This is a genomic window from Vibrio sp. 10N.286.49.C3, from assembly GCF_041469545.1.
GTDB lineage: Bacteria > Pseudomonadota > Gammaproteobacteria > Enterobacterales > Vibrionaceae > Vibrio > Vibrio tasmaniensis_A.
This window is the reverse complement of sequence record NZ_JBFRKT010000004.1, coordinates 46,997-70,868: the sequence shown is the minus strand read 5'-3', so window position 1 is coordinate 70,868 and position 23,872 is coordinate 46,997. Positions and strand designations below refer to the sequence as shown.

Annotated in this window: 19 protein-coding genes; 7 read left to right on the top strand and 12 right to left on the bottom strand. The window is 44.6% G+C overall.

What is annotated here, in order from left to right; translation table 11 throughout:
* The first annotated feature begins 14 nt into the window (after positions 1-14).
* The 3 genes from mnmA (at position 15) to purB (ending at position 3,329) form a co-directional block, all read left to right on the top strand.
* Positions 15-1,151, top strand: a complete 1,137-nt coding sequence (gene mnmA / locus AB4180_RS02155) for a tRNA 2-thiouridine(34) synthase MnmA (RefSeq protein ID WP_017098156.1) — start codon at positions 15-17, stop codon at positions 1,149-1,151.
* A 46-nt stretch (positions 1,152-1,197) separates the two neighbouring features.
* Entirely contained in the window at positions 1,198-1,815 is a 618-nt protein-coding gene (gene hflD / locus AB4180_RS02150) for a high frequency lysogenization protein HflD (RefSeq protein ID WP_017098155.1), read from the top strand.
* Positions 1,816-1,958: 143 nt separating this feature from the next.
* A complete protein-coding gene (purB, locus tag AB4180_RS02145; protein WP_017098154.1) occupies positions 1,959-3,329 on the top strand; it encodes an adenylosuccinate lyase in 1,371 nt (456 codons plus the stop codon).
* 309 nt (positions 3,330-3,638) lie between these two features.
* On the opposite strand, the gene htpX is transcribed toward purB, so the two are convergent.
* Positions 3,639-4,502 (bottom strand): protease HtpX, encoded by an 864-nt coding sequence (gene htpX, locus AB4180_RS02140; RefSeq protein WP_017098153.1) that lies wholly within the window; start codon positions 4,500-4,502, stop codon positions 3,639-3,641.
* A gap of 277 nt (positions 4,503-4,779) precedes the next feature.
* Here htpX and AB4180_RS02135 point away from each other — a divergent pair, with 277 nt between their 5' ends.
* On the top strand, positions 4,780-4,947 hold the full coding sequence (locus AB4180_RS02135) for a hypothetical protein (protein ID WP_017078977.1): 168 nt from the start codon (positions 4,780-4,782) through the stop codon (positions 4,945-4,947).
* Positions 4,948-5,060: 113 nt separating this feature from the next.
* On the opposite strand, the gene bioD is transcribed toward AB4180_RS02135, so the two are convergent.
* The 4 genes from bioD to bioB are packed head-to-tail and all read right to left on the bottom strand — an operon-like array spanning position 5,061 to position 8,795.
* Entirely contained in the window at positions 5,061-5,744 is a 684-nt protein-coding gene (gene bioD / locus AB4180_RS02130) for a dethiobiotin synthase (RefSeq protein WP_029223965.1), read from the bottom strand.
* On the bottom strand, positions 5,741-6,544 hold the full coding sequence (bioC, locus tag AB4180_RS02125) for a malonyl-ACP O-methyltransferase BioC (RefSeq protein WP_017098151.1): 804 nt from the start codon (positions 6,542-6,544) through the stop codon (positions 5,741-5,743). The genes bioD and bioC overlap by 4 nt, the downstream gene beginning before the upstream one ends.
* Entirely contained in the window at positions 6,545-7,756 is a 1,212-nt protein-coding gene (bioF, locus tag AB4180_RS02120; protein WP_029223964.1) for an 8-amino-7-oxononanoate synthase, read from the bottom strand.
* Positions 7,743-8,795 (bottom strand): biotin synthase BioB, encoded by a 1,053-nt coding sequence (gene bioB / locus AB4180_RS02115; RefSeq protein WP_009848820.1) that lies wholly within the window; start codon positions 8,793-8,795, stop codon positions 7,743-7,745. The genes bioF and bioB overlap by 14 nt, the downstream gene beginning before the upstream one ends.
* Positions 8,796-8,954: 159 nt before the next feature.
* On the opposite strand from bioB, the gene bioA reads away from it, so the two are divergent.
* Together bioA and AB4180_RS02105 are read left to right on the top strand one after the other, a co-directional pair.
* Positions 8,955-10,238: an adenosylmethionine--8-amino-7-oxononanoate transaminase gene (bioA, locus tag AB4180_RS02110; protein ID WP_102250134.1), complete on the top strand. Its 1,284-nt coding sequence runs from the start codon at positions 8,955-8,957 to the stop codon at positions 10,236-10,238.
* A gap of 457 nt (positions 10,239-10,695) precedes the next feature.
* The gene (locus tag AB4180_RS02105) at positions 10,696-12,363 is read left to right on the top strand and encodes a response regulator (protein WP_102250135.1); all 1,668 of its coding nucleotides are present in this window, start codon (positions 10,696-10,698) and stop codon (positions 12,361-12,363) included.
* A 110-nt stretch (positions 12,364-12,473) separates the two neighbouring features.
* On the opposite strand, the gene serS is transcribed toward AB4180_RS02105, so the two are convergent.
* The 5 genes from serS to lrp all read right to left on the bottom strand — a co-directional run bounded on the left by serS (position 12,474) and on the right by lrp (position 19,823).
* Positions 12,474-13,781, bottom strand: coding sequence for a serine--tRNA ligase (gene serS / locus AB4180_RS02100; protein WP_004734554.1), 1,308 nt, complete (start codon positions 13,779-13,781; stop codon positions 12,474-12,476).
* 142 nt (positions 13,782-13,923) lie between these two features.
* Entirely contained in the window at positions 13,924-15,279 is a 1,356-nt protein-coding gene (locus AB4180_RS02095) for a replication-associated recombination protein A (RefSeq protein ID WP_017098146.1), read from the bottom strand.
* A gap of 64 nt (positions 15,280-15,343) precedes the next feature.
* Entirely contained in the window at positions 15,344-15,940 is a 597-nt protein-coding gene (lolA, locus tag AB4180_RS02090; RefSeq protein ID WP_009848826.1) for an outer membrane lipoprotein chaperone LolA, read from the bottom strand.
* 75 nt (positions 15,941-16,015) lie between these two features.
* Positions 16,016-19,165, bottom strand: coding sequence for a DNA translocase FtsK (locus tag AB4180_RS02085; RefSeq protein ID WP_017101619.1), 3,150 nt, complete (start codon positions 19,163-19,165; stop codon positions 16,016-16,018).
* Between the two features lie 163 nt (positions 19,166-19,328).
* Positions 19,329-19,823: a leucine-responsive transcriptional regulator Lrp gene (lrp, locus tag AB4180_RS02080; RefSeq protein WP_004734558.1), complete on the bottom strand. Its 495-nt coding sequence runs from the start codon at positions 19,821-19,823 to the stop codon at positions 19,329-19,331.
* 156 nt (positions 19,824-19,979) lie between these two features.
* Here lrp and ald point away from each other — a divergent pair, with 156 nt between their 5' ends.
* The gene (ald, locus tag AB4180_RS02075) at positions 19,980-21,104 is read left to right on the top strand and encodes an alanine dehydrogenase (protein WP_012604392.1); all 1,125 of its coding nucleotides are present in this window, start codon (positions 19,980-19,982) and stop codon (positions 21,102-21,104) included.
* 191 nt (positions 21,105-21,295) lie between these two features.
* On the opposite strand, the gene AB4180_RS02070 is transcribed toward ald, so the two are convergent.
* Positions 21,296-22,498 carry a methyltransferase gene (locus AB4180_RS02070; RefSeq protein WP_102250136.1) on the bottom strand — a complete coding sequence of 401 codons (1,203 nt, stop codon included), beginning with the start codon at positions 22,496-22,498 and terminating at the stop codon, positions 21,296-21,298.
* A 166-nt stretch (positions 22,499-22,664) separates the two neighbouring features.
* Positions 22,665-23,639 carry an HTH-type transcriptional regulator CysB gene (gene cysB, locus AB4180_RS02065; protein ID WP_009848858.1) on the bottom strand — a complete coding sequence of 325 codons (975 nt, stop codon included), beginning with the start codon at positions 23,637-23,639 and terminating at the stop codon, positions 22,665-22,667.
* Positions 23,640-23,872 lie beyond the last annotated feature (233 nt).

Genomic DNA, 23,872 nt, shown 5'->3' with positions numbered 1-23,872 from the left:
AACGGTGTTTAGACATGTCAGATATCAGCTCTGGAAACAGCGAAAAGAAAGTAATTGTCGGTATGTCCGGCGGTGTAGATTCGTCAGTATCGGCGTATCTTCTTCAGCAACAAGGCTATCAGGTAGAAGGCCTTTTCATGAAAAACTGGGAAGAAGACGATAACGAAGAATACTGCACGGCAGCTGAAGACCTTGCTGATGCTCAAGCGGTATGTGACAAGTTAGGTATCCACCTTCACACTATCAACTTTGCAGCAGAGTACTGGGATAATGTATTCGAGTACTTTCTGGAAGAATACAAAGCGGGTCGTACACCGAACCCAGATATCCTTTGTAACAAAGAAATCAAATTCAAAGCATTCTTAGAGTTTGCGGATGAAGTATTAGACGCAGACTACATCGCGATGGGTCACTATGTTCGTCGTACTTTCCCAACACAAGAAGAGCTAGACGCTGGTGCGAAGCCAGAAATGCTACGCGGCCTAGACGGCAATAAAGACCAAAGTTATTTCCTTTATACGCTAAGCTCAGATCAAGTGGCACGCAGCCTATTCCCTGTGGGTGAATTAGAGAAGCCAGAAGTACGACGTATTGCTGAAGAGCAAGACTTGATCACTGCGAAAAAGAAAGATTCAACAGGCATCTGCTTTATTGGTGAGCGCAAGTTCACTGAGTTCTTAGGCAAATACCTACCCGCTCAACCGGGAAACATCGAGACACCAGAAGGCCAAGTTATTGGGCAACACCAAGGCTTGATGTACCACACACTAGGCCAACGTAAAGGCCTGCATATCGGTGGCACCAAAGGTGGCGGCGGTAATGAAGAACCATGGTTTGTTGGTGAAAAAGATCTTAAACGTAATGTTCTGATCGCGGTACAAGGTAAAGACCACCCTCTTTTAAAATCAGAAGGTTTGATCGCTTCTCAGCTTCATTGGGTTAATCGCACACCAATTACTGAAGTTATGACGTGCACGGTAAAAACACGTTACCGTCAGACCGATATTCCTTGTACAATCATCCCAATTGATGATGATAACATTAAGGTTATTTTTGACGAACCACAAATTGCGGTGACCCCAGGTCAATCAGCAGTGTTCTACCTAGACAACGTATGTCTTGGTGGTGGTATCATTGAAAAGCGCATCTAACCAATAATCGAACGACAAACAATAGAAGACAACTAGGAGTTACTACGTGGCTAATACACTTTATGACCGTACTATTGCTTTCGCTGGAATTTGCCAAGCTGTGGCTTTGGTTCAACAAGTAGCGAAAGACGGCCATTGTGATAAAGATGCCTTCGAAGCTTCACTCAGTGCCATTTTAAATACCAATCCAGCGAACACCGTGGGTGTCTTTGGACGTGAAGCGAACCTAAAGCTTGGCCTTAAGTGCTTAGTAAAAGGTATCGATAGTACTCCCGCTGGTAGCGATATTACTCGCTACATCATCAGCTTGATGGCACTTGAGCGTAAGCTATCTTCTCGTAACGACTCTATGTCTCAGCTTGGCGACCGTATTCAAACTGCAGAACGTCAAACTGAACACTTTGATCTGTTTGACGAGCAAATGATCAGCAACCTAGCCAGTATCTACCTTGATGTTGTGAGCCCTATCGGCCCGCGTATTCAGGTTTCTGGTACGCCAGCTGTACTTCAACAGACGTCGAGCCAGCATAAGGTTCGTGCCCTGCTGTTATCAGGAATTCGAAGCGCTGTGTTATGGCGTCAAGTTGGCGGTAAACGTCGCCACCTTATCTTCGGTCGCAAGAAGATGATCGAGCAGGCTCAAATCCTGCTAGCTCGCATGTGATTTATTAGCTCGCGCCTCGTCGCGAGCTTGTTTTTTGTACCAACACAACTCTCACGCAAACGATTGCGCAATATGCGTGACAATTGAGATTGTTACTGGTATAAACCTCTCAAAATTTAGAAAATTCAATTCAGGAGAACACCATGGAACTGTCAGCATTGACTGCTGTTTCACCAGTAGACGGCCGTTACGGAAGCAAGACTGTTGCATTACGCAGCATCTTTAGTGAGTTTGGCCTACTAAAGTACCGCTCTATCGTTGAAGTTCGTTGGTTACAAAAGCTTGCAGCTACAGATGCAATCAAAGAAGTACCAGCGTTCAGTGCAGAAGCTAACCAGTTTCTTGATGAACTAGCTGCTAACTTCAGTGAAGAAGATGCTCTACGTATCAAAGAGATCGAGCGCACGACTAACCACGACGTTAAAGCGGTTGAGTACTTCTTGAAAGAGAAAGTTGCTGGCGCTCCTGAACTTCACGCTGTAAACGAATTTATTCACTTTGCATGTACTTCTGAAGACATCAACAACACATCTCACGCGCTTATGCTTAAAGAAGCTCGTGACACAGTGATTCTTCCAGAAATCCGTAACGTAATTGATGCTATCAAAGCGCTTGCGAACGAGTACCGTGACATTCCATTACTGTCTCGTACGCACGGTCAGCCTGCTTCTCCTTCTACTATGGGTAAAGAGATGGCTAACGTTGCGTACCGTATGGAACGTCAATACAAGCAAATCGAAAACGTTGAGATCCTAGCGAAAATCAACGGTGCTGTAGGTAACTACAACGCACACCTTTCTGCATACCCAGAAGTTGAATGGCACCAGTTCAGCGAAGAGTTCATCACTGAATCTCTTGGCGTAACTTGGAACCCGTACACAACTCAAATCGAACCTCACGATTACATCGCTGAGCTTTTTGATGCAGTTGCACGTTTCAACACTATCCTTCTAGACTTCGACCGTGACGTTTGGGGCTACATCGCTCTTGGTCACTTCAAGCAGAAGACTATTGCTGGCGAAATCGGTTCTTCTACAATGCCGCATAAAGTTAACCCAATTGACTTCGAAAACTCTGAAGGCAACCTTGGTCTAGCAAACGCAGTATTCAGCCACCTTGCACAAAAACTTCCAGTTTCTCGCTGGCAGCGTGACCTTACTGACTCTACGGTTCTTCGTAACCTAGGTGTTGGTGTTGGCTACGCTATCATTGCATACACTTCGACTCTGAAAGGTATTAGTAAGCTAGAAGTTAACCGTGAAGCGCTACTTGCTGAACTAGACAAGAACTGGGAAGTACTAGCAGAACCAGTACAAACAGTAATGCGCCGTTACGGCATCGAGAAGCCATACGAGAAGCTAAAAGAGCTAACTCGTGGTAAACGTGTAGATGGCGAAGGCATGCGTGCATTCATCGACGGCCTTGAAATCCCTGCAGACGAGAAAGTTCGTCTGAAAGAGATGACTCCAGCGAACTACATCGGTCAAGCTATCGAGCTAACTGACAAGCTGTAAGATTCGAATTTCGAATCACAGAATAGACTAAGGCTTCCCATGTGGAAGCCTTTTTGTTGAGCGGAAGAAAGTGCACTGAGCAAGAGCTGTAATCAAAAGAACATAGCCCCCCTCCTAATTACCCTATACATGTCAGTCCGTGCGATATCAACCAATAAATATCGCAACGCTTCATCACTAGTAACCCTCTATCACCAGACACATATCCCTCGGATACTTACTGTCTTGAACACCAAAATCAAAAAAGGCCTCCCGAAGGAAGCCTTTAAAAGGTCTCTTGTCGACTAGCGACTGAGAATTACGTAGCGATTACATGTTACGTAGAGATGCAATACGCTTGTCTAGTGGTGGGTGGCTCATCAGAAGCTCAGTAAGCGATTTCTTGCCGTTGATACCAAATGCCATCATAGAACCTTCTAGTTGTGGCTCATGGCTCACCTTAAGACGTTCTAGTGCTGCTATCATCTTCTCTTTACCTACTAAGTGCGCAGCACCTGCATCGGCATGGAATTCACGATGACGGCTGTACCACATCGTAATGAAGCTTGCTAAGAAACCAAATACTAATTCCAGCACCATAGACACACCAAAGTACACCATCATGTTGCTGCCACCCTCTTCTTCGTTGTCATTCGACGCAACAATGTTGGCGATGAAACGAGATAGGAAGATAACGAACGTGTTCACCACGCCCTGCATTAGCGTCATGGTCACCATATCACCGTTCGCGATGTGACTCACTTCATGCGCTAACACTGCTTCAGCTTCATCACGCGTCATGTTGTGTAGCAGACCCGTAGAGACTGCTACTAATGAATCATTACGCTTAGCGCCCGTCGCAAACGCGTTGATGTCTGGCGAATCGTAAATCGCCACCGTTGGCATACCAATACCAACTTGTTGAGACTGACGGCTTACTGTCTCCATCAACCAATGTTCGGTTTCGTTACGTGGACTTTCAATGACCATACCGCCTACCGATCGTAGCGCCATTTTCTTTGACATCATCAATGAAATGAATGAGCCACCAAAGCCAAATACTGCAGCCATCACCAATAAGCCTGATAGGCTACCAGGTTGCATACCTGTAACTGCGTATACAATATTAAGAACAACACTTAGTACCAATACAACCGCTAGGTTGGTTGCAAGGAACAACATTACTCGCTTCATTACTTATCTCCGCATGAAAGCTGTTTTTATAAAACTTATTATTATAGACAAGGCAGACAGCAATTTATTCCAACCTTGAAGACTTATACTTACTTATACATATAGTCTTAGATTAAGAAAACAAGGTTAAGCATTAAATTGCAACATTTGATTACGAGACCATATTCGAATCACCTCCAGTCTATTAGACCTAAGTCGTATGGTGTCGGTATAACAATCCGTTTACAGTGGCTTCAGATGATTTATTGGCTAGTCCATGTACAAAAAGGGAAGAATCATGGTTGAAGGTACTAACACTCAAATGGCTATCGATTTACTGTGCTGTCACCTAGGGATTACTGAAGAAGAAGCAAAAAAGCAGATTGGGATCCTAACACCGCAAACGGCACAGACAAAAATCACAGAAACACAGCAAGCACTAATGGGACTTACAAAAGAACACTAACCCATAGCGACTTGTTCAAAGGCCAGTTGTTTATAAACTCATGGCCAAAAGGCTTAACATAGCAAAAGGGCTGCAATCGCAGCCCTTTTCTTGTTTAACGTATAACTCGAAGTTTAAAGGTCGAGCAATGGCTGTATATCAATATACTTACCAATGTTCTTAGACTTTGCTCTTGGCACATACGGAATTTCACCTAACTTCGGTGCACCTAGCTTATCTTCAAGCATCGCTATAATTTCAGCGTAATGTTCAGTACCTGGGTTAATGCGGTTTGCAACCCAACCCACTAGGTTCAGTCCATCAGCACGAATTACTTCTGCGGTTAGCAGTGCATGACTCAAACAGCCAAGCTTAATACCGACCGTCAATACCACTGGCAGCTGCTCTTTTTTGACCCAGCTAGACAAATATTCTTCATCAGAAACCGGTACACGCCAACCACCAGCACCTTCAACTAACACGATGTCAGAGTTTCGCTTATGCTCTGCCAACTTAGCTGATAATACGGTTTCATCAATCACGACACCATCATGCTTTGCTGCAATGTGTGGTGATGATGGTAGCAACAACGCATACGGGTTAACGTCTTCGTAGGCGATATCTTGCGTCGCAGCTTCTTGAAGATGCAGTGCATCACTATTACGTAATCCCTCAGGGGATTGTTCACACCCTGCGGCAACTGGCTTGTAGCCTATTGTTGATAACTCTTGTGCGGCTAAAGCTTGAAGAATCGCTTTTGAAACCACAGTTTTTCCCACTTCGGTATCCGTACCTGCAATGAATAATGCATCAATCATAATTGAATAACCCCTAAACAAACTTGATATGTTGCTGGTAAGAAACCTTGATGGTTTTTAAACTCTCTATATTCCCGCTCAACAAGCCGCAACATTCGGCGACTTGTTAAACCTTGTGAGCGACCACTTACGTGATTAGCGCCGATACCTTTAAGGTCGCGCATCAGTTCAAACGCAGTGTCGTACCAAACGGTGATGGTGGGCAAGTCTAGTTGATGAGCAGTACAGCTAGATTGCGCTAACGCAATTTTTACCTGATTGATTGTAATAAAATGGTTAACGTGTTGATGTGCGTCAATTTTGGACCACGACTTTTTCAGTTCAAACAGTGATCCATCAAGCAAAGTTGAGAAAATAACACGTCCACCAACCGCTGTAACACGCTTCATCTCTCTCAAAGGCGACGACAAGTCGTCACACCATTGCAACGCAAGGCTAGAGAAAACGATGTCAAAGTGCCCGTCTTCAAACGGTAATTGCTCGGCATCGGCTTGTTGATATGAAGAGACTGATACACCACAGCGCTGTTTTGCTTCGTCCAACATTCCATTGGAAAGGTCAGCACATACCACTGCAGCACCTCGCTTAACTAACTGTTCAGAGAAATACCCTGTACCACAACCTAGATCGAGCACCTTTAACCCAGAGAGGTCACTCGGTAGCTTATCCAATAGTCGGTGGCCTACATCGCGCTGAAACTCAGCGTGTTTGTCATAGGTTGCAGCTGCTTTGCCGAAGGCTTCAGCAATCGCACTCTTATCTTGGCTTACGTAATTATGCACTACTGCTTCTTGTGACATTTACTGAGCCTCTTTCTTTAATTCAAAGCTTGATTCTATGCTTGGTTTGCTTCCAGAGTCGTTGCTTCGCTCTATTGCTTGAAGCAACGAGTCAGTTAACTGAAGAATCTGTTCCTGACTATGGTTCGCCGTTAAGGTAATACGCAAACGAGCAGTCCCAATAGGCACCGTTGGTGGCCTTATTGCCGTTACCCAAACTTGATTGCGCTTTAACTCTTCAGCAATAGATAGTGCAGCTTGGGCTTCGCCGATTAAAAATGGCTTGATCGGCGTCTGAGTATCAATAAAGCCTTTCACGCCACTCATCTGCTCAGCATAAAGGGCGCCAAGTTCTGTCAACTTCTCACGACGCCACTCTTGCGTCTGAATCATCTGACACGCATGAGATAAAGCCACCGCTTGTGAAGGTGGCATCGCCGTCGAATACACATGATGCCGAGCAAACTGAGTTAAGTAATCACCCACTTCTGACGAACAAAGAATCGCAGCACCAGAAAGGCCAAATGCTTTACCAAAGGTCACCACCAAAATATCGGGGGAGATTTGTGCCGCACTGCAGCTCCCTGCCCCTTTATCACCTAATACGCCGATACCGTGGGCATCATCAACCACCAACCAACTGTCGTATTGATGAGTTAGGTTAGATATCCGGCTGAGAGGCGCTTGATCGCCATCCATGCTGAACACACCTTCAGTCACGACCAAGGATTGTGGAGTGCGACTCAATAGCGACTCTAAATGTTGCGTGTCGTTGTGCTTAAAGCGTTTCATGGTTGCAGGTGAAAGCATCCCCGCTTCCATCAATGAGGCGTGGTTAAGTTTGTCTTGCAACAGAGAGTCGTCTTTATCGAGCAGAGAAAACAACAAAGCTTGATTAGCACTGAAACCAGAACTAAATAGAATGGCACGTTCAAAGCCAAGCCATTCACACAGCTGAGCCTCTAAATTTCGATGAGCAGGACTAAAACCCGTGACCAATGGCGATGCTGCACTTCCAGCACCATATTTGGAAAGTCCGGTTTGCCATGCATCGACCAGTTCAGGATCGTTTGCCAAGCCTAGGTAATCATTACTCGAAAAGTTAATAAAGCGAGAACCTTCACTATTGAGCAAAGGGCTATTGCTGTTTTCGAGCACCTTAAGTTGACGAGTTAACCCTTGCTCACGGCGATGAGCAAGGGCACTTTTGATGCGAGATTTAAACAGTGGCATCGTAGAACATGTCATCTTTCGTTGGACGAGCAGCAACGCGCTCCACCACTTGATCTAACAGTTCATTTTCTTGAATTTCGTCTGGCTTCTGAGCCACCTGTTGGCTGTTGATACCTAACTTCTTAAACAGCTGCATGTCCGTGTCTTCATCTGGGTTTGGCGTAGTCAGTAGCTTACAGCCGTAGAAGATAGAATTCGCACCCGCCATGAAACACATCGCCTGCATCTGTTCGTTCATGTTCTCACGGCCTGCTGATAAACGAACCGCAGACATTGGCATCATGATACGAGCAATCGCTATCAGTTTGACGAAGTCGAAAGACTCAACATCATCGACGTTTTCCATCGGTGTGCCTTTGACTTTTACGAGCATGTTGATTGGTACACTTTCTGGGTGAACAGGAAGGTTCGCAAGCTCTACCAGCAGGCCTGCACGGTCATTAGTACTTTCGCCCATACCAATAATACCACCAGAACAGATCTTCATACCGGCATCACGCACATGAGATAGCGTATCTAAACGGTCTTGGTAAGTACGAGTGGTGATAATGCTTCCGTAGAACTCCGGAGACGTATCAAGGTTATGGTTGTAGTAATCCAAACCTGCGTCCGCTAACTCACCTGCTTGATCAGGCGTTAACATGCCTAGTGTCATACATGTTTCTAGGCCCATGCCTTTCACACCTTTGATCATGTCAGTTAGGTGAGGCATATCGCGTTCTTTCGGGTTTTTCCATGCGGCGCCCATACAGAAGCGAGTCGAGCCCGCGTTCTTAGCTTTTTGCGCCGCATCCAAAACACGCTCGACTTCCATTAAGCGTTCTTTGTCGACATCCGTTCGGTAGTGAGCACTCTGAGGGCAGTACTTACAATCTTCAGGACAAGCACCTGTCTTAATCGATAACAGTGTACTCACCTGCACGTGGTTGTGCTCTTGGTACTGTCTATGAACCACTTGAGCTTCAAACATTAAATCCATAAACGGTTTTTCAAGCAGTGCTCTTACTTCAGCAACTGTCCAGTCATGACGAACTTCCACGTGTCGATCCTTTTTTATTATTTGATGTTACATCTCTATCAATAGAGATTGTATTTATGCTTGGATAGTCTACCGACAAGCTTTAGACTGTCAACACATTGATAATATCAAAAGTTTACATCTGGTTACTTTTTAACCACACCAAGAATGGAAGTTACTATGGATCTCGCCTTTGACCGCCAGCATATCTGGCATCCTTATACATCAACGTTGACACCTCTGACCTGCTACCCAGTCACTAACGCAGACGGCGTTTACCTAGAATTAGAGGGCGGAAAACGAATTATTGATGGTATGTCCTCTTGGTGGTCAACCATCCACGGCTACAATCATCCAGAGCTCAATGCTGCAGCTCACAGCCAAATCGATAAGGTTTCGCATGTTATGTTTGGAGGTATCACCCACCAGCCTGCTATCGATTTATGTAAGAAACTTTTGAACCTAGCACCAAATAATCTCGAGCACGTATTCTTGGCTGATTCAGGTTCAGTAGCCGTAGAGGTTAGCCTCAAGATGGCACTGCAATATTGGCACGCTAAAGGACAACCTCGTTCAAAGTTCCTCACACTAAGAGATGGTTACCACGGTGATACCTTTGCGGCAATGTCAGTGACCGATCCTGATAACTCAATGCATAGTCTCTACAAGGGATTTTTGCCTGAACACGTCTTTGCCGATTCACCAAAAACTGGCTTCTGGGATGAGTGGAACTCCAGTGACATCGATAGCTTTCGAGAAAAGCTAACGGTCCACCACAAAGAAGTGGCAGCTGTGATCTTAGAACCAATCGTTCAAGGCGCTGGCGGTATGCGCATCTACCACCCTGAATTCCTGAGACAAGTACGCTTGCTGTGTGATGAATTCAACGTCTTACTGATCTTGGATGAGATTGCGACCGGCTTTGGCCGTACAGGGAAATTGTTTGCTTGCGAACATGCCGATGTTCAACCTGATATCTTATGCGTAGGGAAGGCTTTAACTGGTGGCTACATGACGCTGTCAGCGACGCTTGCGAGTAAAGATGTCGCCGACACGGTATGTGGCGGTGAAGCCGGGTGCTTTATGCACGGGCCAACCTTCATGGGCAACCCTTTAGCTTGTGCAGTAGGTGCGGCAAGTTTGTCCATCATAGAGCAAGGTCATTGGCAAAATCAGACTCATCAGATTGAACAACTCTTTTCTGAGTTACTACCGCCTCTACTCAAGCATGCTCTTGTCAAAGATGTTCGCTGGTTGGGCGCCATTGGCGTCGTTGAAACCCACACACCTGTCGATATGGAAACCATCCAAGCTCACTTTGTTGAACAAGGCGTTTGGATACGTCCGTTCGGGAAGTTGATTTATATGATGCCTCCTTTCATTAGCAAGGCTGAGCACATCGAACAACTTGTTTCATCTATTGACAAAGCCCTCCAACAATCTGCTTGCTTCAAACCAAGTTGATTTAACAAACATCATTTAGAAAACCTATAAGCCGCCCATAAAATACTAACGGCGGCTTATCCTTCACGTGAAAAACCAGCCAACAAACACACCCCAAGCCATTGTTTTATCTTTGATTTGAACTCGAAAAACCCCACAAATAAATTTAATCGTCTCCATAAAAACAATTAGCAAAAGAGTGTTACCTATCGGGTAAAAAGCCGTCATAAAATACGCGCCATTTTGGGACTGAATATAATGAATGACCTTCCTTATTCGAGTTCATCTCAGAATCAAATTAGCCAATATTTTTAACTCCTATTAGATAAAAATATTCGCAAAAAAAGAATCCAATTCTAGCGAAGGCTTATATCAACTTCGTAGAAACCTAACGCTTCTTGTTTTGTCGGTCGTGCAAGACATCAAGACAATCCGCAATAGCTACGTAATTCACGTCAGTAAATAATTTAAAGTAAGCATGAAATTAACCCAACTAAATGCACTTATCATTGATGACTCAACGATAGTGTTATCAACCATTCGTAACATGCTGGTTCATATTGGTTTTTCAGAACGTTTGATTGCCATTGCGAAATCACCTCGTGTTGCAATGACCATCACGAATGACTCAACTTTTGATGTCATCATTTGTGATTACAACTTTGGTAACACGATCAACGGCAAACAGCTATTTGAAGAATTGAAGCAAGCCAACAGATTAAAAGATGACGGAATATTTATTCTTGTTACAGGTGAAAATTCAGCTCTATCGATACGCCCTATCCTTGAACTACGACCTGACAACTATTTGTTAAAACCGTTTAACCGCGAAACTCTAAAACAGCGCATCACCAGTTCCTTAAGGAAGAAGCTGATTTTACAAGACATTTATAAGGCTGAGAGAGAAAATAACTATGAAGCGGGCCTAGAGCATTGCGAAGGGCTTGCCGCGTTTCATCCCGAATACTTCGCAACAATCCAGCAATTTAGAGGGAGCTTTCTATCAAAACTAGAGCTCTACGAGGAAGCCAAGAATGTCTATCAGAAAGCGATAGATGAAGGCAGTTTTGATTGGGCTCAAGCAGGATTAGCAAACAGCCTTGCGAATTTGGGGCAGCTTAGCGAAGCACAGTCGATGATTGAAAGTTTGATCAATTCTGCGCCAACCTGCACTTTGTATCGAGACCAAGCAGCTCAAGTAAACCTGATCAGCAATAAGGTTCCGGCAGCCATTGCTCACTTCAAGTTAGCGAGTAAACTAACACCAGGTAACTCTGAGAGAGAGCTTGCAATCGCAAATCTATGCTTATCGGTTAATGATACTAAAACAGCGCTATTCCACTACCAAAACCATGTGCAAATCAATAAGGACACCTTTCGAGACAACCTATATATGAAGCTAAGTCATATACGATTCTTGCTCTATTGCGCCTCAGATGGCATCGATAAGCAAGCGAATTTGGGTCACGTCAATTACTTAATTTCGAAGATCCCTACCGAGGCAAGATCAGGGCTTCAAACTGACTTAGCACTTATCGCAGCTCACATCGCGATGGAAGCTAACCAATATCAAAAAGCAGTCACTATACTAACCGCATTGCACGATAAGAATGACTTTGATGCCTTCCCTGTGATTTATCACCATGCATGGTTATTGGATAGGATGAGCTGTGAAAACGAGTTTAAAATTGCGGAAAACCGTTGCAGCATGTTGATAGTGAAAACAGCGAGCGAGACAGTGGTTTCAAGTCAGATAACGATGTGCACTGAGATGAAACATCGCAACACCGCAAAAATGAACTGGCTCAAAGAGAAGAATATCGGCATCAAACTAGCAAAGTCAGACTACAAACAGGTGCTTGTGGCTTACTTAGATATTCATAAACGATGTCCGATGATCAAGAACGTATGTATGAATACGATAAAATTGCTCTCTGTTATTTGGCCTGATTCAATGGGTGCAAAACAAGTGCTAACCATCATCAAGCAATGTGACGAAGTGATCACACAGCTTTATACGATTGATGAGCTGACACAAAACAACTATCAAAACTATTACCGAAAGGCGCTTCTGGCATGTAAGCAAGCAGACTTGGCCTGGAAACAAGCAAACAATACTTCCGAGGCTGCCTTCTCATATATGTAGCTTCTATTTAAACAACGTCCGCATACAAAAAAGGCTTTGCCATTACAGCAAAGCCTTTTAAATATTCTAACAAGTCAGATTAATCTAAATTTGATTAACCAAAATTGGCATTAGCCGATGTGCGTTACGCCGCCCATGTATGGTTGAAGTACTGTTGGGATAGCAATACGGCCATCTGCTTCTTGGTTGTTCTCAAGAATAGCAACCATAGTACGACCAACAGCAAGACCAGAACCGTTAAGTGTGTGTACAAGTTCAGGTTTCTTCTCGCCTTTACGACGGAAACGAGCTTGCATACGACGCGCTTGGAAATCCCACATGTTTGAACAAGAAGAAATTTCACGGTATGTCTCTTGTGCTGGAACCCAGACTTCTAAGTCGTAAGTTTTCGCAGAACCGAAGCCCATGTCACCCGTACATAGAATCACTTTACGGTAAGGAAGCTCTAGAAGTTGAAGTACTTTCTCAGCGTGACCTGTTAGCTCTTCAAGCGCTGCCATTGAGTCTTCTGGCTTAGTAATTTGTACTAATTCAACTTTGTCGAATTGGTGCATACGGATAAGACCACGAGTGTCACGACCGTAAGAACCCGCTTCAGAACGGAAACATGGAGTGTGAGCTGTCATCTTAAGTGGCAGTTCAGCTTCATCAGTAATCGTGTCACGAACCATGTTCGTTACCGGTACTTCCGCAGTTGGGATAAGCGATAACGTCTTAAGCGGTACATCACTTACTTGCTCAGTTAGCGGGCTTGTGTGGAACAAGTCTTCGCCGAACTTAGGAAGTTGACCAGTACCGTATAGGCTATCGTGGTTCACTAGGTACGGTACGTACATTTCTGTGTAGCCGTGCTCATCAGTGTGAAGGTCCAGCATGAACTGAGCAATAGCACGGTGTAGACGTGCGAATTTGCCTTTCATCACGATAAAACGAGAACCAGAGATTTTAACTGCGCTAGCAAAATCAAGACCGCCAGACATTTCGCCAAGATCCACGTGATCTTTCACTTCGAAGTCGTAAGTCTTAGGTTGACCCCAACGAGAAACTTCTACGTTGTCGTCTTCATCTTTACCGTCTGGCACTTCTGCGTCAGGTAGGTTAGGAATTGACATTGTGATCGTTTCTAGCTCAGATTGAAGCTCAGCCAATGTTACTTTAGCTTGGTCTAGTTCTGCGCCTAAGTTGCCTACTTCTGCAAGGATACGCTCAGCTTCTTCATGGTCGCCTTTTGCTTTCGCTTGACCAATGGACTTCGATCGAGAGTTACGTAACGCTTGTAGCTCTTCAGTTTTCATCTGAAGGGACTTACGTTTTTCTTCAAGTTCACGAATTGTCTCTACATCAAGGGTGAAGCCTCGACGTGCTAATTTTGCCGCTGTTTCATCCAGCTCAGCTCGAAGTAATTTAGAATCCAGCATTGCTAATCCTATGCTTTAGTTATTTGAATATTCAGTAGATTGCTACTGAATCACTGCTAAACCCCTAAAACTGGTGCTATTTCGACCAATTTGTAACGATTTAATTGAATTTTTATGACTAGGTAACGATATCCAAAAAAGACTACTTTTCATAGCGTTTTTGTGGGCTTTTTGCGTCCAAATCCGCCAGATAATCTAGCTTCTCGCCAATTTTGGTCTCTAAGCCTCGTTTTGTTGGGAAATAGTATTGTGTTTCGCCCATTTCAGGCGGCAAATACTTTTCTCCAGCGGCGTAGGCGCCTGGTTCATCATGAGCATAACGGTATTCTTGCCCGTAGCCCATGTCCTTCATCAAAGTTGTGGGTGCATTACGTAAATGATGAGGGACTTCATATTCAGGAAGGTTGTGAGCATCCGTTAAGGCTTGCTTCCAAGCCGTGTAAACAGCGTTACTCTTTGGCGCACACGCTAAATAGACAACCGCCTGCGCAATCGCACGCTCCCCTTCTGCTGGGCCAATACGCGTGAAGCAATCCCAAGCCGACATTGCGACCTGCATTGCTCTTGGATCAGCATTACCAATATCTTCAGAAGCAATCGCCAGCAAGCGTCTTACTATATACAAAGGGTCACAACCCGCTGCAATCATTCGCGCCGACCAATACAACGCAGCATCGGGATTAGAGCCTCGAATCGACTTATGAACGGCGGAGATTAGGTCGTACCAAATATCACCCTTGTTATCGAAACGAGCAACCTTCTCACCAGCCACCTCAGCTAACAACTGCAATGTTATCGCTTTCTCGCCTTTGTCGTTGTCTTCCGCCATGTCATACAGCAGCTCTAGATAGTTGAGCGACATACGTGCATCACCGTTGACCAGCTCCGCAAGACGATCTAATACGTTATCAGCAAAATCAGCCGACACATCACCCAAGCCACGCTGTTTATCTTCAATGGCTTGGCGAATGACGAGGGAGATATCCTCAGTATTAAGCGAAGTCAGTTTGTAGACACGCGCACGTGATAACAAAGCGTTGTTTAACTCAAAAGAAGGGTTTTCTGTGGTCGCGCCGATAAACGTAACCGTGCCATCTTCGATATGAGGTAGAAAAGCATCTTGCTGGCTTTTGTTAAAGCGATGGACTTCGTCCACAAATAAAATCGTTCTACGCCCTGCTTGCTTGTTCTCACGCGCTTTTTCAATGGCGATACGAATGTCTTTTACACCCGAAGTCACTGCTGACACGCGCTCGACTTCTGCATTGGCGTAATTAGCTGCCACTTCTGCCAGCGTGGTTTTACCGGTGCCCGGAGGCCCCCATAAAATCATGGAGTGGATATGGCCCGCCTCCAACGCTCTGCGAAGGGGTTTACCTGGACCTAATATATGCTGCTGACCAATATACTGTTCAACAGTTTCAGGTCTCATACGAGCAGCAAGGGGACGAAAATCTTCGTCCCCCGCAAAATCTAAGCTGTAATTACTCAATTGCAATCTCTTGATTCGTTGATGGCATCAATACCTATCGACTTACTACCAAACGATCTGCCAGTTTGGTTCAGTTTCTTTGGTCGTCGACCTCGACACCTTCCGGCGCCACAAAAGTAAAGCGGTCAGCAGCAGGTTTACCTAAGTCAACATTGTTAAAGGTAAACTCACCTTTTTGGCCGTCTTGTTCAATCACATTAAAGCCCTGAACAATGCCTTTCTCGGTGATGTTAATCTGGAAATCGCCCTGATTAGAGTCCACAGCCGTTGGCGTTAGCGTAAATTGGTTACCCGTTTGCGCAACATTGTAGTTATCCCAATCACTTGCTTGGTTACGAGTCAGCAATACAAATGGCGTTTGCGATGTGGCTTGTTCTTGCCAGTAAATGCTCACTTGTTCAATGAACGGGCTGTAGTACCACAAGCTTTGACCATCAGAGACCAATAGGTTTTCATCAGGGAAAGTCGTTTCCCAACGGAACAAGCTAGGGCGTGCGATCTCTACTGTGCCCTCGCCTTCCATCACAACATCACCGTCAGGGCTGGTGACAACTTGTTTAAAGTCAGCGCTAAAACCTGCATTCAGCGACAAGCGGCTACTCAACTCTTCTTTCGGAGAAGCAAATACTGAGAAGCTCATAAATAAAAGTGCGAATACTTTTTTCATCAATAATCCTGTTAGAACATAAGTCGGTCATGTTTTGGTTTTGACCGACTGAATAGTTATGAGTTCCTATTGGAACTAATCTTTTGGTGGCGCTGGCGCCAAGACTTCTCGGTTACCGTTATGTCCTGGAGCACTGACAATACCTTGAGCTTCTAATTGCTCGACAATTCGTGCGGCACGGTTGTAGCCGATCTTAAATCGACGTTGCACACCAGAAACCGAACCTCGGCGTGAATGAACAACATGTTCGACAACTTGATCAAACAGAGGATCGACTTCTTCATCGCCTTCCATCTTCTCACCCGGCAATAGTGTTTCTGGGGTTTGGTCGCCGTTCGTAATCTCTTCAATATAGTTTGGCTTACCACGTGCTTTCCAGTTATTCACGACCGCGTGTACATCATCATCAGATGCAAACGCACCGTGTACACGAGTTGTGTGGCTTGAACCCGGTGGTAAGTACAACATATCACCCATACCCAATAATGATTCTGCACCACCTTGGTCAAGAATCGTTCGAGAGTCCGTTTTGGTTGATACAGTAAAGGCTACACGTGTCGGGATATTGGCTTTAATAAGACCCGTAATAACATCCACTGACGGGCGCTGAGTCGCTAGGATCAAGTGAACACCCGCCGCACGTGCTTTTTGTGCCAAACGAGCAATCAATTCTTCAACTTTCTTACCTACTACCATGATTAAATCGGCGAATTCATCGACGACAACTACGATGTAAGGCAGTTTTTCCAATAATGGTGCTTCAGGGTCCATGCTGTCGCCCGGTTTCCACAGAGGATCATGAATTGGGTGACCCGCTTCCGCAGCCATCTTCAATTTGTCGTTGTAGCCTTTAATGTTACGAACACCAAGTGCCGACATCAGTTTATAACGACGTTCCATTTCGCCAACACACCAACGAAGGGCGTTAGACGCATCTTTCATGTCAGTAACGACTTCAGACAATAGATGTGGAATACCTTCATAGATAGACAATTCCAACATTTTCGGGTCAATCATGATGAAACGAACGTCTTCTGGCGATGCCTTGTAAAGCATACTCAAGATCATCACGTTCACACCCACCGACTTACCAGAACCGGTGGTACCTGCAACCAGTACGTGTGGCATCTTCGATAAATCAGCAATAACCGCTTCACCTGCAATATCTTGTCCTAGAACAACGGTCGTTGGTGACGTCGCTTCTTGGAACTGAGGGCTACCTACCACATCGGAGAAGAATACGGTTTGACGGCTCATGTTCGGCAATTCCAAACCAACATAAGGTTTACCCGGTATTACCTCTACGACCCGCACTGCCAATGCAGAAAGTGAACGCGCTAAGTCCATAGAAAGACCAGAAATACGGCTCACTTTCACGCCAGGAGCCAGATCGAGTTCGAATCGAGTGATGACAGGGCCAGGGAAGATATCAACCACATCAGCTTTGATTTTGTAATCGGCTAATTTAGATTCAACAAGACGAGCAATCGCCTCTAGTGCATCGCGGTCAATAAAGGTTTCACGTTTTTCAGGGTGGAACAACAGCTCAAGTGTTGGCAATGGCTCGGCAGGTTTGGGCAAATTCACATCTTGCTGTACCAAGAACGGGTTTTGTGTCGCCGCCATATTCGCTTGCGCTTCAGATACCAGATTTTGGAATGCTGCTACATCTTGGTCTTGGTCTTGGTCTTGGTGCACAGACTCATCTTCCGTGACTTCTTCCCATGGAAGATCAACAGCAAGCTCTTCAGTTTGTTCGTTAGCTTGTTCAAACTCCGCATTACCTTGCTGGGCAGCGAAAGGCTCTTGTTGCTCAGTATTAACATCTTCAATCGATACCGGTTGGAACACTGAAGTTTGTTCATCTTGCTCTTCCGCCATATCAAACGGAGATGCTTGCACTGAAGAATCGTCTTCGATTGTTTCTTCTGTTTCATCCACTGGCGAAGCATATAAAGATTCAGGCTGAACGTCTTCTGCACCGAGTTCACCCTCGACTTCAGAGGAACTATCCGTTGCTGTTTCAGCACTATCAAAATCACTATGAGTTGGACTAACTTCCGCTTGTTCGTTTTGCATGTATTGTTGGTACGCAACCTGAGATTCATGTGCGTCAACTTGCTCTTGAGCCGCTAGATCATCTTCATACATAGCGGCGTGCTCAAGCTGCTCTATCGTTGCATTCAACTGCTTCGAACGCTCAATACCTTCTTCTAATGGTTCTTCTGGCGCTTGGTAAACAGGCGCAGCAGGGATCGGCTCAGGTTCAACTTCAGGTTGACGTTGAATATCAGACACTTCTTGAGCTGAAGCGTCTTGCTTCGCTGGCGCCTCGACAGGCATATGAATATTGTAATGGCGCTTCGGCGACGCGGCACTGTCTAGCGCATTTGTAGCCTCGCCTGAAGACTCATTGGTCGCTGAGAAGCTCATCGCAGGATCTAGTAGATCATGCTCTTTTGATTCTTTGTTATCTTCTAAAGCAGGAACATCACGGTAACTCGGCTCTTGATGACGTTCTTCGATTAAATCGCGGTCTGCCGATTCTGTTAACTGAGGTTCAAGCAGCTCTTGATCTTGGCCGCGCGCCTTATTAACGGCTGACGTAAAGAATTTGATTGCACACTCGCCTAACCATTCAACAATACTTAACCAAGAAATGCCCGTTAATAGGGTAAAGCCAGCTCCCCATAAGAAAAGAAGAACCAACGTACTGCCCAGAACGTTCAGCGTTGGAAGTGCAAGACTTGTTAATACATCACCGACTACACCACCAGATGAAAAGTACCAAATATCATCGAAGTTGATATCCGCTAAACCACAGCTAGTAAGAACAAGGACAGTCAGTCCAAGTAAACGAGTACCCCACAGCATGAAATCGATCTGCTCATCTTCATTACGTTTACGGAATAATACCCACGCAGCAACCGTCACCAAGATAGGTAAAGGATAAGCTAAAGAACCAAACACAAAGAAAAGCGTATCCGCCAACCATGCACCTACGTAGCCTCCTGCATTTTGAATATCACCACCCCAAGCCGTTTGCGACCATGATGGGTCAGCAGGGCTAAAAGTTAATAACGCAACGGCAAGTAGAATAGAGAAGAGAACACCTAGAATTAGGCTGCACTCTTTTAGACGTTGAGAACCACTTAAACGAGGAGACTGAGGCTCTTCACTCGTTTTAATGATTGTTTCTACTTTATTACTGCTCTGCTTGAACATAAACCAACTTAATAATTAAACGGGATAAAAACATCTCGAGCGGCAATAGCCGCTCGTTTCAATGAAACTACTGTTGATTTAACCATATCAAACAGAAAAACCCAATTCCAGAAAGCAAGAAAGCGGAACAAATGTCCGCTTTCTTTCATTTCACCAATTGTGATTAACGAGTTTTAATCACAAGTTGATTGGTTTGTTTCACTTCTTCCATTACAACGTAAGTTCGAGTGTCGTTTACGCCTGGTAGACGAAGTAACGTATCACCCAGTAGCTTACGGTAAGCACCCATATCAGATACACGTGTTTTTAGAAGATAGTCAAAATCACCCGACACTAAATGACACTCTTGGATGTCATCCAGTTTCTGCACAGCGGTGTTGAATTGTTCGAACACATCTGGCGCACCACGGTTCAACGTAATTTCAACAAACACTAAAAGTGAAGCATCAAGGTACTGTGGGTTCAGCAATGCTGTGTACCCAGTAATGTAACCTTGACGCTCTAAACGACGAACACGCTCAAGACATGGAGTTGGAGAAAGTCCTACTCGTTTTGAGAGTTCAACGTTTGAGATACGACCGTCTTTTTGCAACTCATTAAGAATGTTGCGGTCAATACGATCTAGTTCCTTGGACGGCTTCTTATAATTGTCTGCCATTTTTTATTCCACCTTATTACTTCCTTGCAAAAAAATATACTACAACTTTTTAATATTCAGTATCAAATTTTACTTAAACATATCTATACTAGATATTAATTCGACAGAATTACCCTACACATAGATAAAACAACCAAAATAAAATGAGGAGTCAGGATGATCATTGGCGTACCTAAGGAAATCAAGAACCACGAATACCGCGTTGGTATGACCCCAGCTAGCGTGAGAGAACTAATCTCACACGGCCACCAAGTTTTTGTAGAAACCAATGCCGGTAATGGTATCGGTTTTTCAGACGATGATTACATCGCTGTAGGCGCATCCATTCTTCCTACTGCTGCTGACGTTTTCGCGAAAGCAGAAATGATTGTAAAGGTTAAAGAACCTCAAGCTGTCGAGCGAGCTATGCTTCGCGAAGGGCAAATATTATTTACCTATTTACACCTTGCACCAGATTTTCCACAAACGGAAGAGCTAATCAAGAGCAAAGCTGTCTGCGTAGCCTATGAGACTGTAACAGATAATATGGGTCGCTTGCCACTATTAGCACCAATGTCTGAAGTCGCTGGTCGCATGTCTATTCAAGCAGGTGCACAAACACTAGAGAAATCTAACGGTGGTTGTGGTCTTCTTCTTGGCGGCGTTCCAGGTGTTGAGCCAGCAAAAGTTGTTGTTGTTGGCGGCGGTGTTGTTGGTGCTAACGCAGCACGTATGGCTGTTGGCCTTCGCGCTGATGTAACCATTCTTGATCGCAACGTAGATACTCTTCGTCGTCTTGATGAAGAATTCCAAGGTCGCGCAAAAGTGGTTTATTCTACTGAAGACGCTATTGAGAAGCATGTTCTAGAAGCTGACCTAGTGATTGGTGCAGTGCTAATCCCAGGCGCAGCCGCTCCTAAACTTGTTACAAAAGATCACATCGCTAAGATGAAGCCAGGTTCAGCGGTTGTTGATGTTGCAATCGACCAAGGTGGTTGTTTTGAAACTTCACATGCAACGACTCACGCTGATCCAACTTACATCGTTGATGACGTAGTTCACTACTGTGTTGCTAACATGCCAGGTGCCGTTGCTCGTACTTCTACTTACGCACTAAACAATGCAACACTTCCTTACATTGTTAAGCTAGCGAACAAAGGCTACCGCGAAGCACTTCTATCTGATGAAGGTTTCCTAGAAGGCCTAAACGTAATCCACGGTAAAGTGACTTGTAAAGAAGTTGCAGAGAGCTTTGACCTAGAATACGTAGCGCCTGCAGAAGCAATCGCGATGTTTAATTAATGATGTAATGGCTAACTGAACGCAATAACCTTCTCGTTGAAGCGTTCAGTTAACTCATACACATTAAACAAAAAGCCAGTACGACATAATGTCGCGCTGGCTTTTTTGTATTTATCACTTTTTTGTACTTATAGCTTTATTTTGCATTCATGATTTTAGATCGTAAAAACACGTACCAGTGCTGTTTACCGCTAGCGCTCGATCTTAACCCCATGAATCAATAGGTTTCTTGGCGTTACACTACGTTCGCAGAACTCTTCAATCGAAGCTTGATAACCTTGTTCTTGCAGATAAATGGCACGATCTAAGGCCAACCATATCTCTAAAGGTCTTCTAAAAACTTGTTGAACTAAACTCAGCTTTTCCATTTCCCAGAAAAGCGCTTCGCCTTGAATTAAATAAGAGTCAAAATCAATATCTGAACCCAGCGATATATCTTTCACTTCAGATGCCCAGCAACAAAATGATTCAAAGCCTTCGGATAGCTCCGATTTCTTGATGCTTGGTACAGGAATGTACTCGTCGACACCAAGCTCACCCTTAAGTAGTTGGCTAAAGCCTAATCGGTAACTCATTTCTGACTGACGGTGTCTTTTTACTCTTTCACCACCAGTGACGGTTTCTTGAAGCGGGATTCTTAAGTCGCTCTTGCTCAACGTTAATGCTGAGCTTTTCGCAACGGATGACATCGCTTGGTAGCTTTCATCGCGAATAAGATGGTAGCAACATGGAGAAATGGTGACTGCAGGAAGCCCATGTGAAACAGATTTCTTCACTAATTCAACATGAAGATCACCACAAGCGTGAAGAGCAACAGCATGTTGATTTGAGTTAAACACCCGATCTGCATCTTTTGAAAACGCGTCACCTTGAACAAAGTCCATCTCTAGTTTCTGGTCATCTGCAATCTTTTGCCCGCTTTCACACAACGATTGTTGCCACTCAAAGCTAGTGACCTTTTGAGCTGATTGCTGAGATAAGATTCGACCGAGAAAGCCTTTGCCAGAACACCATTCAAGCCACTCTTTACCATGATGCTCTTTTAATGAAGCCTCTCCCATCGCGACAATTTGTTGCAGCTTTCTGCCGGGGATACCATCGGCAGTACCGCGCGGAAGATCAAGCCCAACTAAAGCCGAATTATCAAACTGGATGTGTTGATTGGCATTCCCTAACTCTGCGAGAAAACGCATAAGTTCCGAAATCAGAACTTGAGGCTGTTCTTTTAGCGTTTGAATGCGTTCAATACTCAAACCATCTAACCAATCGACAAGTGGAAGGTTCACGTCTGTCCATGGCTGATCGTGAGTTTGGCATAGGTGAAAAGGCTCTGAACGCCAGTAAATCTGGTGCTCTAGCAAAAATGAATCGAGTATTTTAAATCGTGAATACATGCTTCCCCCTATGGTGCGAGGATTGTAGGGGTAAGAGGCCAAAATGGAAAGGAAGGTTACAAATTGAGGTTGTATAAAGACTACCTACCAGCAAGCAAACCACAAATGTTAAATGAAAACGGCCTGTAAACAGGCCGAATTGGGTATCTAGGCAAGACTATGACCCTTAGCGAACGGGTAAGTCGATGTCTTTAAACATCTCTTCGATCTCTTCATTCGATTTCAAAGAAATAGCTTGCTCAACTACTGGGCGAGTTAAGTGCGGTGCAAAACGCTCCATGAAATCGAACATGTAAGAACGTAAGAAAGTACCCTTTCTAAAGCCAATACTTGTGGTACTCGCACCAAACAAGTGGCTCGCGTCAATAGCAACCAAGTCTGTATCTTGCTCGTGGTCAATCGCCATGCTTGCAATTACACCCACCCCGATTCCCATCCGAACATAAGTTTTAATCACATCAGCATCCGTCGCGGTAAACACAACACGCGGTGTTAAGCCTACTTTGTTAAATGCTGTATCCAGCTCGGAACGGCCAGTAAAACCAAATACATAAGTCACGAGAGAATAAGCGGCAAGATCTTCAATCGAGATATTTCGTTTCTGTGCAAGAGGGTGATCTTTCGTTACCACGATCGAACGGTTCCAATGATAACAAGGCAGCATAATTGCATCTTGATAAAGGTGTAGCGCTTCCGTTGCAATCGCAAAGTTCGCTGTACCCTTAGCTACCGCTTCTGACATCTGGCTTGGCGTGCCTTGATGCATGTGAAGCGACACTTTTGGATAACGCGCCGTGAAACCTTTAATCACATCAGGGAGTGCATAACGAGCTTGAGTATGAGTGGTTGAAATATTCAATGTGCCCATCTCAGGATGAGTGTGCTCACCCGCAACCGCTTTAATACTCTCAACACGAGCCAAAATCTCTTGAGAGATACGAATAATATCCTCACCGGCTTGTGTAACCTGAGTTAAATGCTTACCGCTACGCTCAAATATTTGAATGCCTAGCTCATCTTCAAGTAATCTAACCTGTTTACTTATGCCGGGCTGAGATGTGTACAAACTCTCTGCTGTCGCTGAAACATTTAGGTTATGGTTTAGAACCTCAACAATGTACTTCAGTTGCTGTAACTTCATATCTAACCTCGTAATCCTTTACTCATTTCTGCGCTAACTTATTTGCAAATAGAGCGTTATAGTCTCGTGTAATATAATTAATAGTTATAACGCTTCGAGAACTAAAATGACAGAAATATCGAGCTTTTAAAGCGTAACAAATAAAAATATCACTGACGCTTTGTAAGCCACTCCTCATTCTCACACATTAGTTAGTAAATTTTGATTGCCGATTGCGCTCAACAAGAGATAAT

What these genes read in the sequence shown, in the direction of transcription:
- mnmA (WP_017098156.1), top strand. Translation starts at nt 15, where the DNA reads ATGTCAGATATCAGCTCTGGAAACAGCGAAAAGAAAGTAATTGTCGGT.
- purB (WP_017098154.1), top strand. Translation starts at nt 1,959, where the DNA reads ATGGAACTGTCAGCATTGACTGCTGTTTCACCAGTAGACGGCCGTTAC.
- htpX (WP_017098153.1), bottom strand. Translation starts at nt 4,502, where the DNA reads ATGAAGCGAGTAATGTTGTTCCTTGCAACCAACCTAGCGGTTGTATTG.
- AB4180_RS02135 (WP_017078977.1), top strand. Translation starts at nt 4,780, where the DNA reads ATGGTTGAAGGTACTAACACTCAAATGGCTATCGATTTACTGTGCTGT.
- bioD (WP_029223965.1), bottom strand. Translation starts at nt 5,744, where the DNA reads ATGATTGATGCATTATTCATTGCAGGTACGGATACCGAAGTGGGAAAA.
- bioC (WP_017098151.1), bottom strand. Translation starts at nt 6,544, where the DNA reads ATGTCACAAGAAGCAGTAGTGCATAATTACGTAAGCCAAGATAAGAGT.
- bioF (WP_029223964.1), bottom strand. Translation starts at nt 7,756, where the DNA reads ATGCCACTGTTTAAATCTCGCATCAAAAGTGCCCTTGCTCATCGCCGT.
- bioA (WP_102250134.1), top strand. Translation starts at nt 8,955, where the DNA reads ATGGATCTCGCCTTTGACCGCCAGCATATCTGGCATCCTTATACATCA.
- AB4180_RS02105 (WP_102250135.1), top strand. Translation starts at nt 10,696, where the DNA reads ATGAAATTAACCCAACTAAATGCACTTATCATTGATGACTCAACGATA.
- serS (WP_004734554.1), bottom strand. Translation starts at nt 13,781, where the DNA reads ATGCTGGATTCTAAATTACTTCGAGCTGAGCTGGATGAAACAGCGGCA.
- lolA (WP_009848826.1), bottom strand. Translation starts at nt 15,940, where the DNA reads ATGAAAAAAGTATTCGCACTTTTATTTATGAGCTTCTCAGTATTTGCT.
- AB4180_RS02085 (WP_017101619.1), bottom strand. Translation starts at nt 19,165, where the DNA reads ATGTTCAAGCAGAGCAGTAATAAAGTAGAAACAATCATTAAAACGAGT.
- lrp (WP_004734558.1), bottom strand. Translation starts at nt 19,823, where the DNA reads ATGGCAGACAATTATAAGAAGCCGTCCAAGGAACTAGATCGTATTGAC.
- ald (WP_012604392.1), top strand. Translation starts at nt 19,980, where the DNA reads ATGATCATTGGCGTACCTAAGGAAATCAAGAACCACGAATACCGCGTT.
- AB4180_RS02070 (WP_102250136.1), bottom strand. Translation starts at nt 22,498, where the DNA reads ATGTATTCACGATTTAAAATACTCGATTCATTTTTGCTAGAGCACCAG.
- cysB (WP_009848858.1), bottom strand. Translation starts at nt 23,639, where the DNA reads ATGAAGTTACAGCAACTGAAGTACATTGTTGAGGTTCTAAACCATAAC.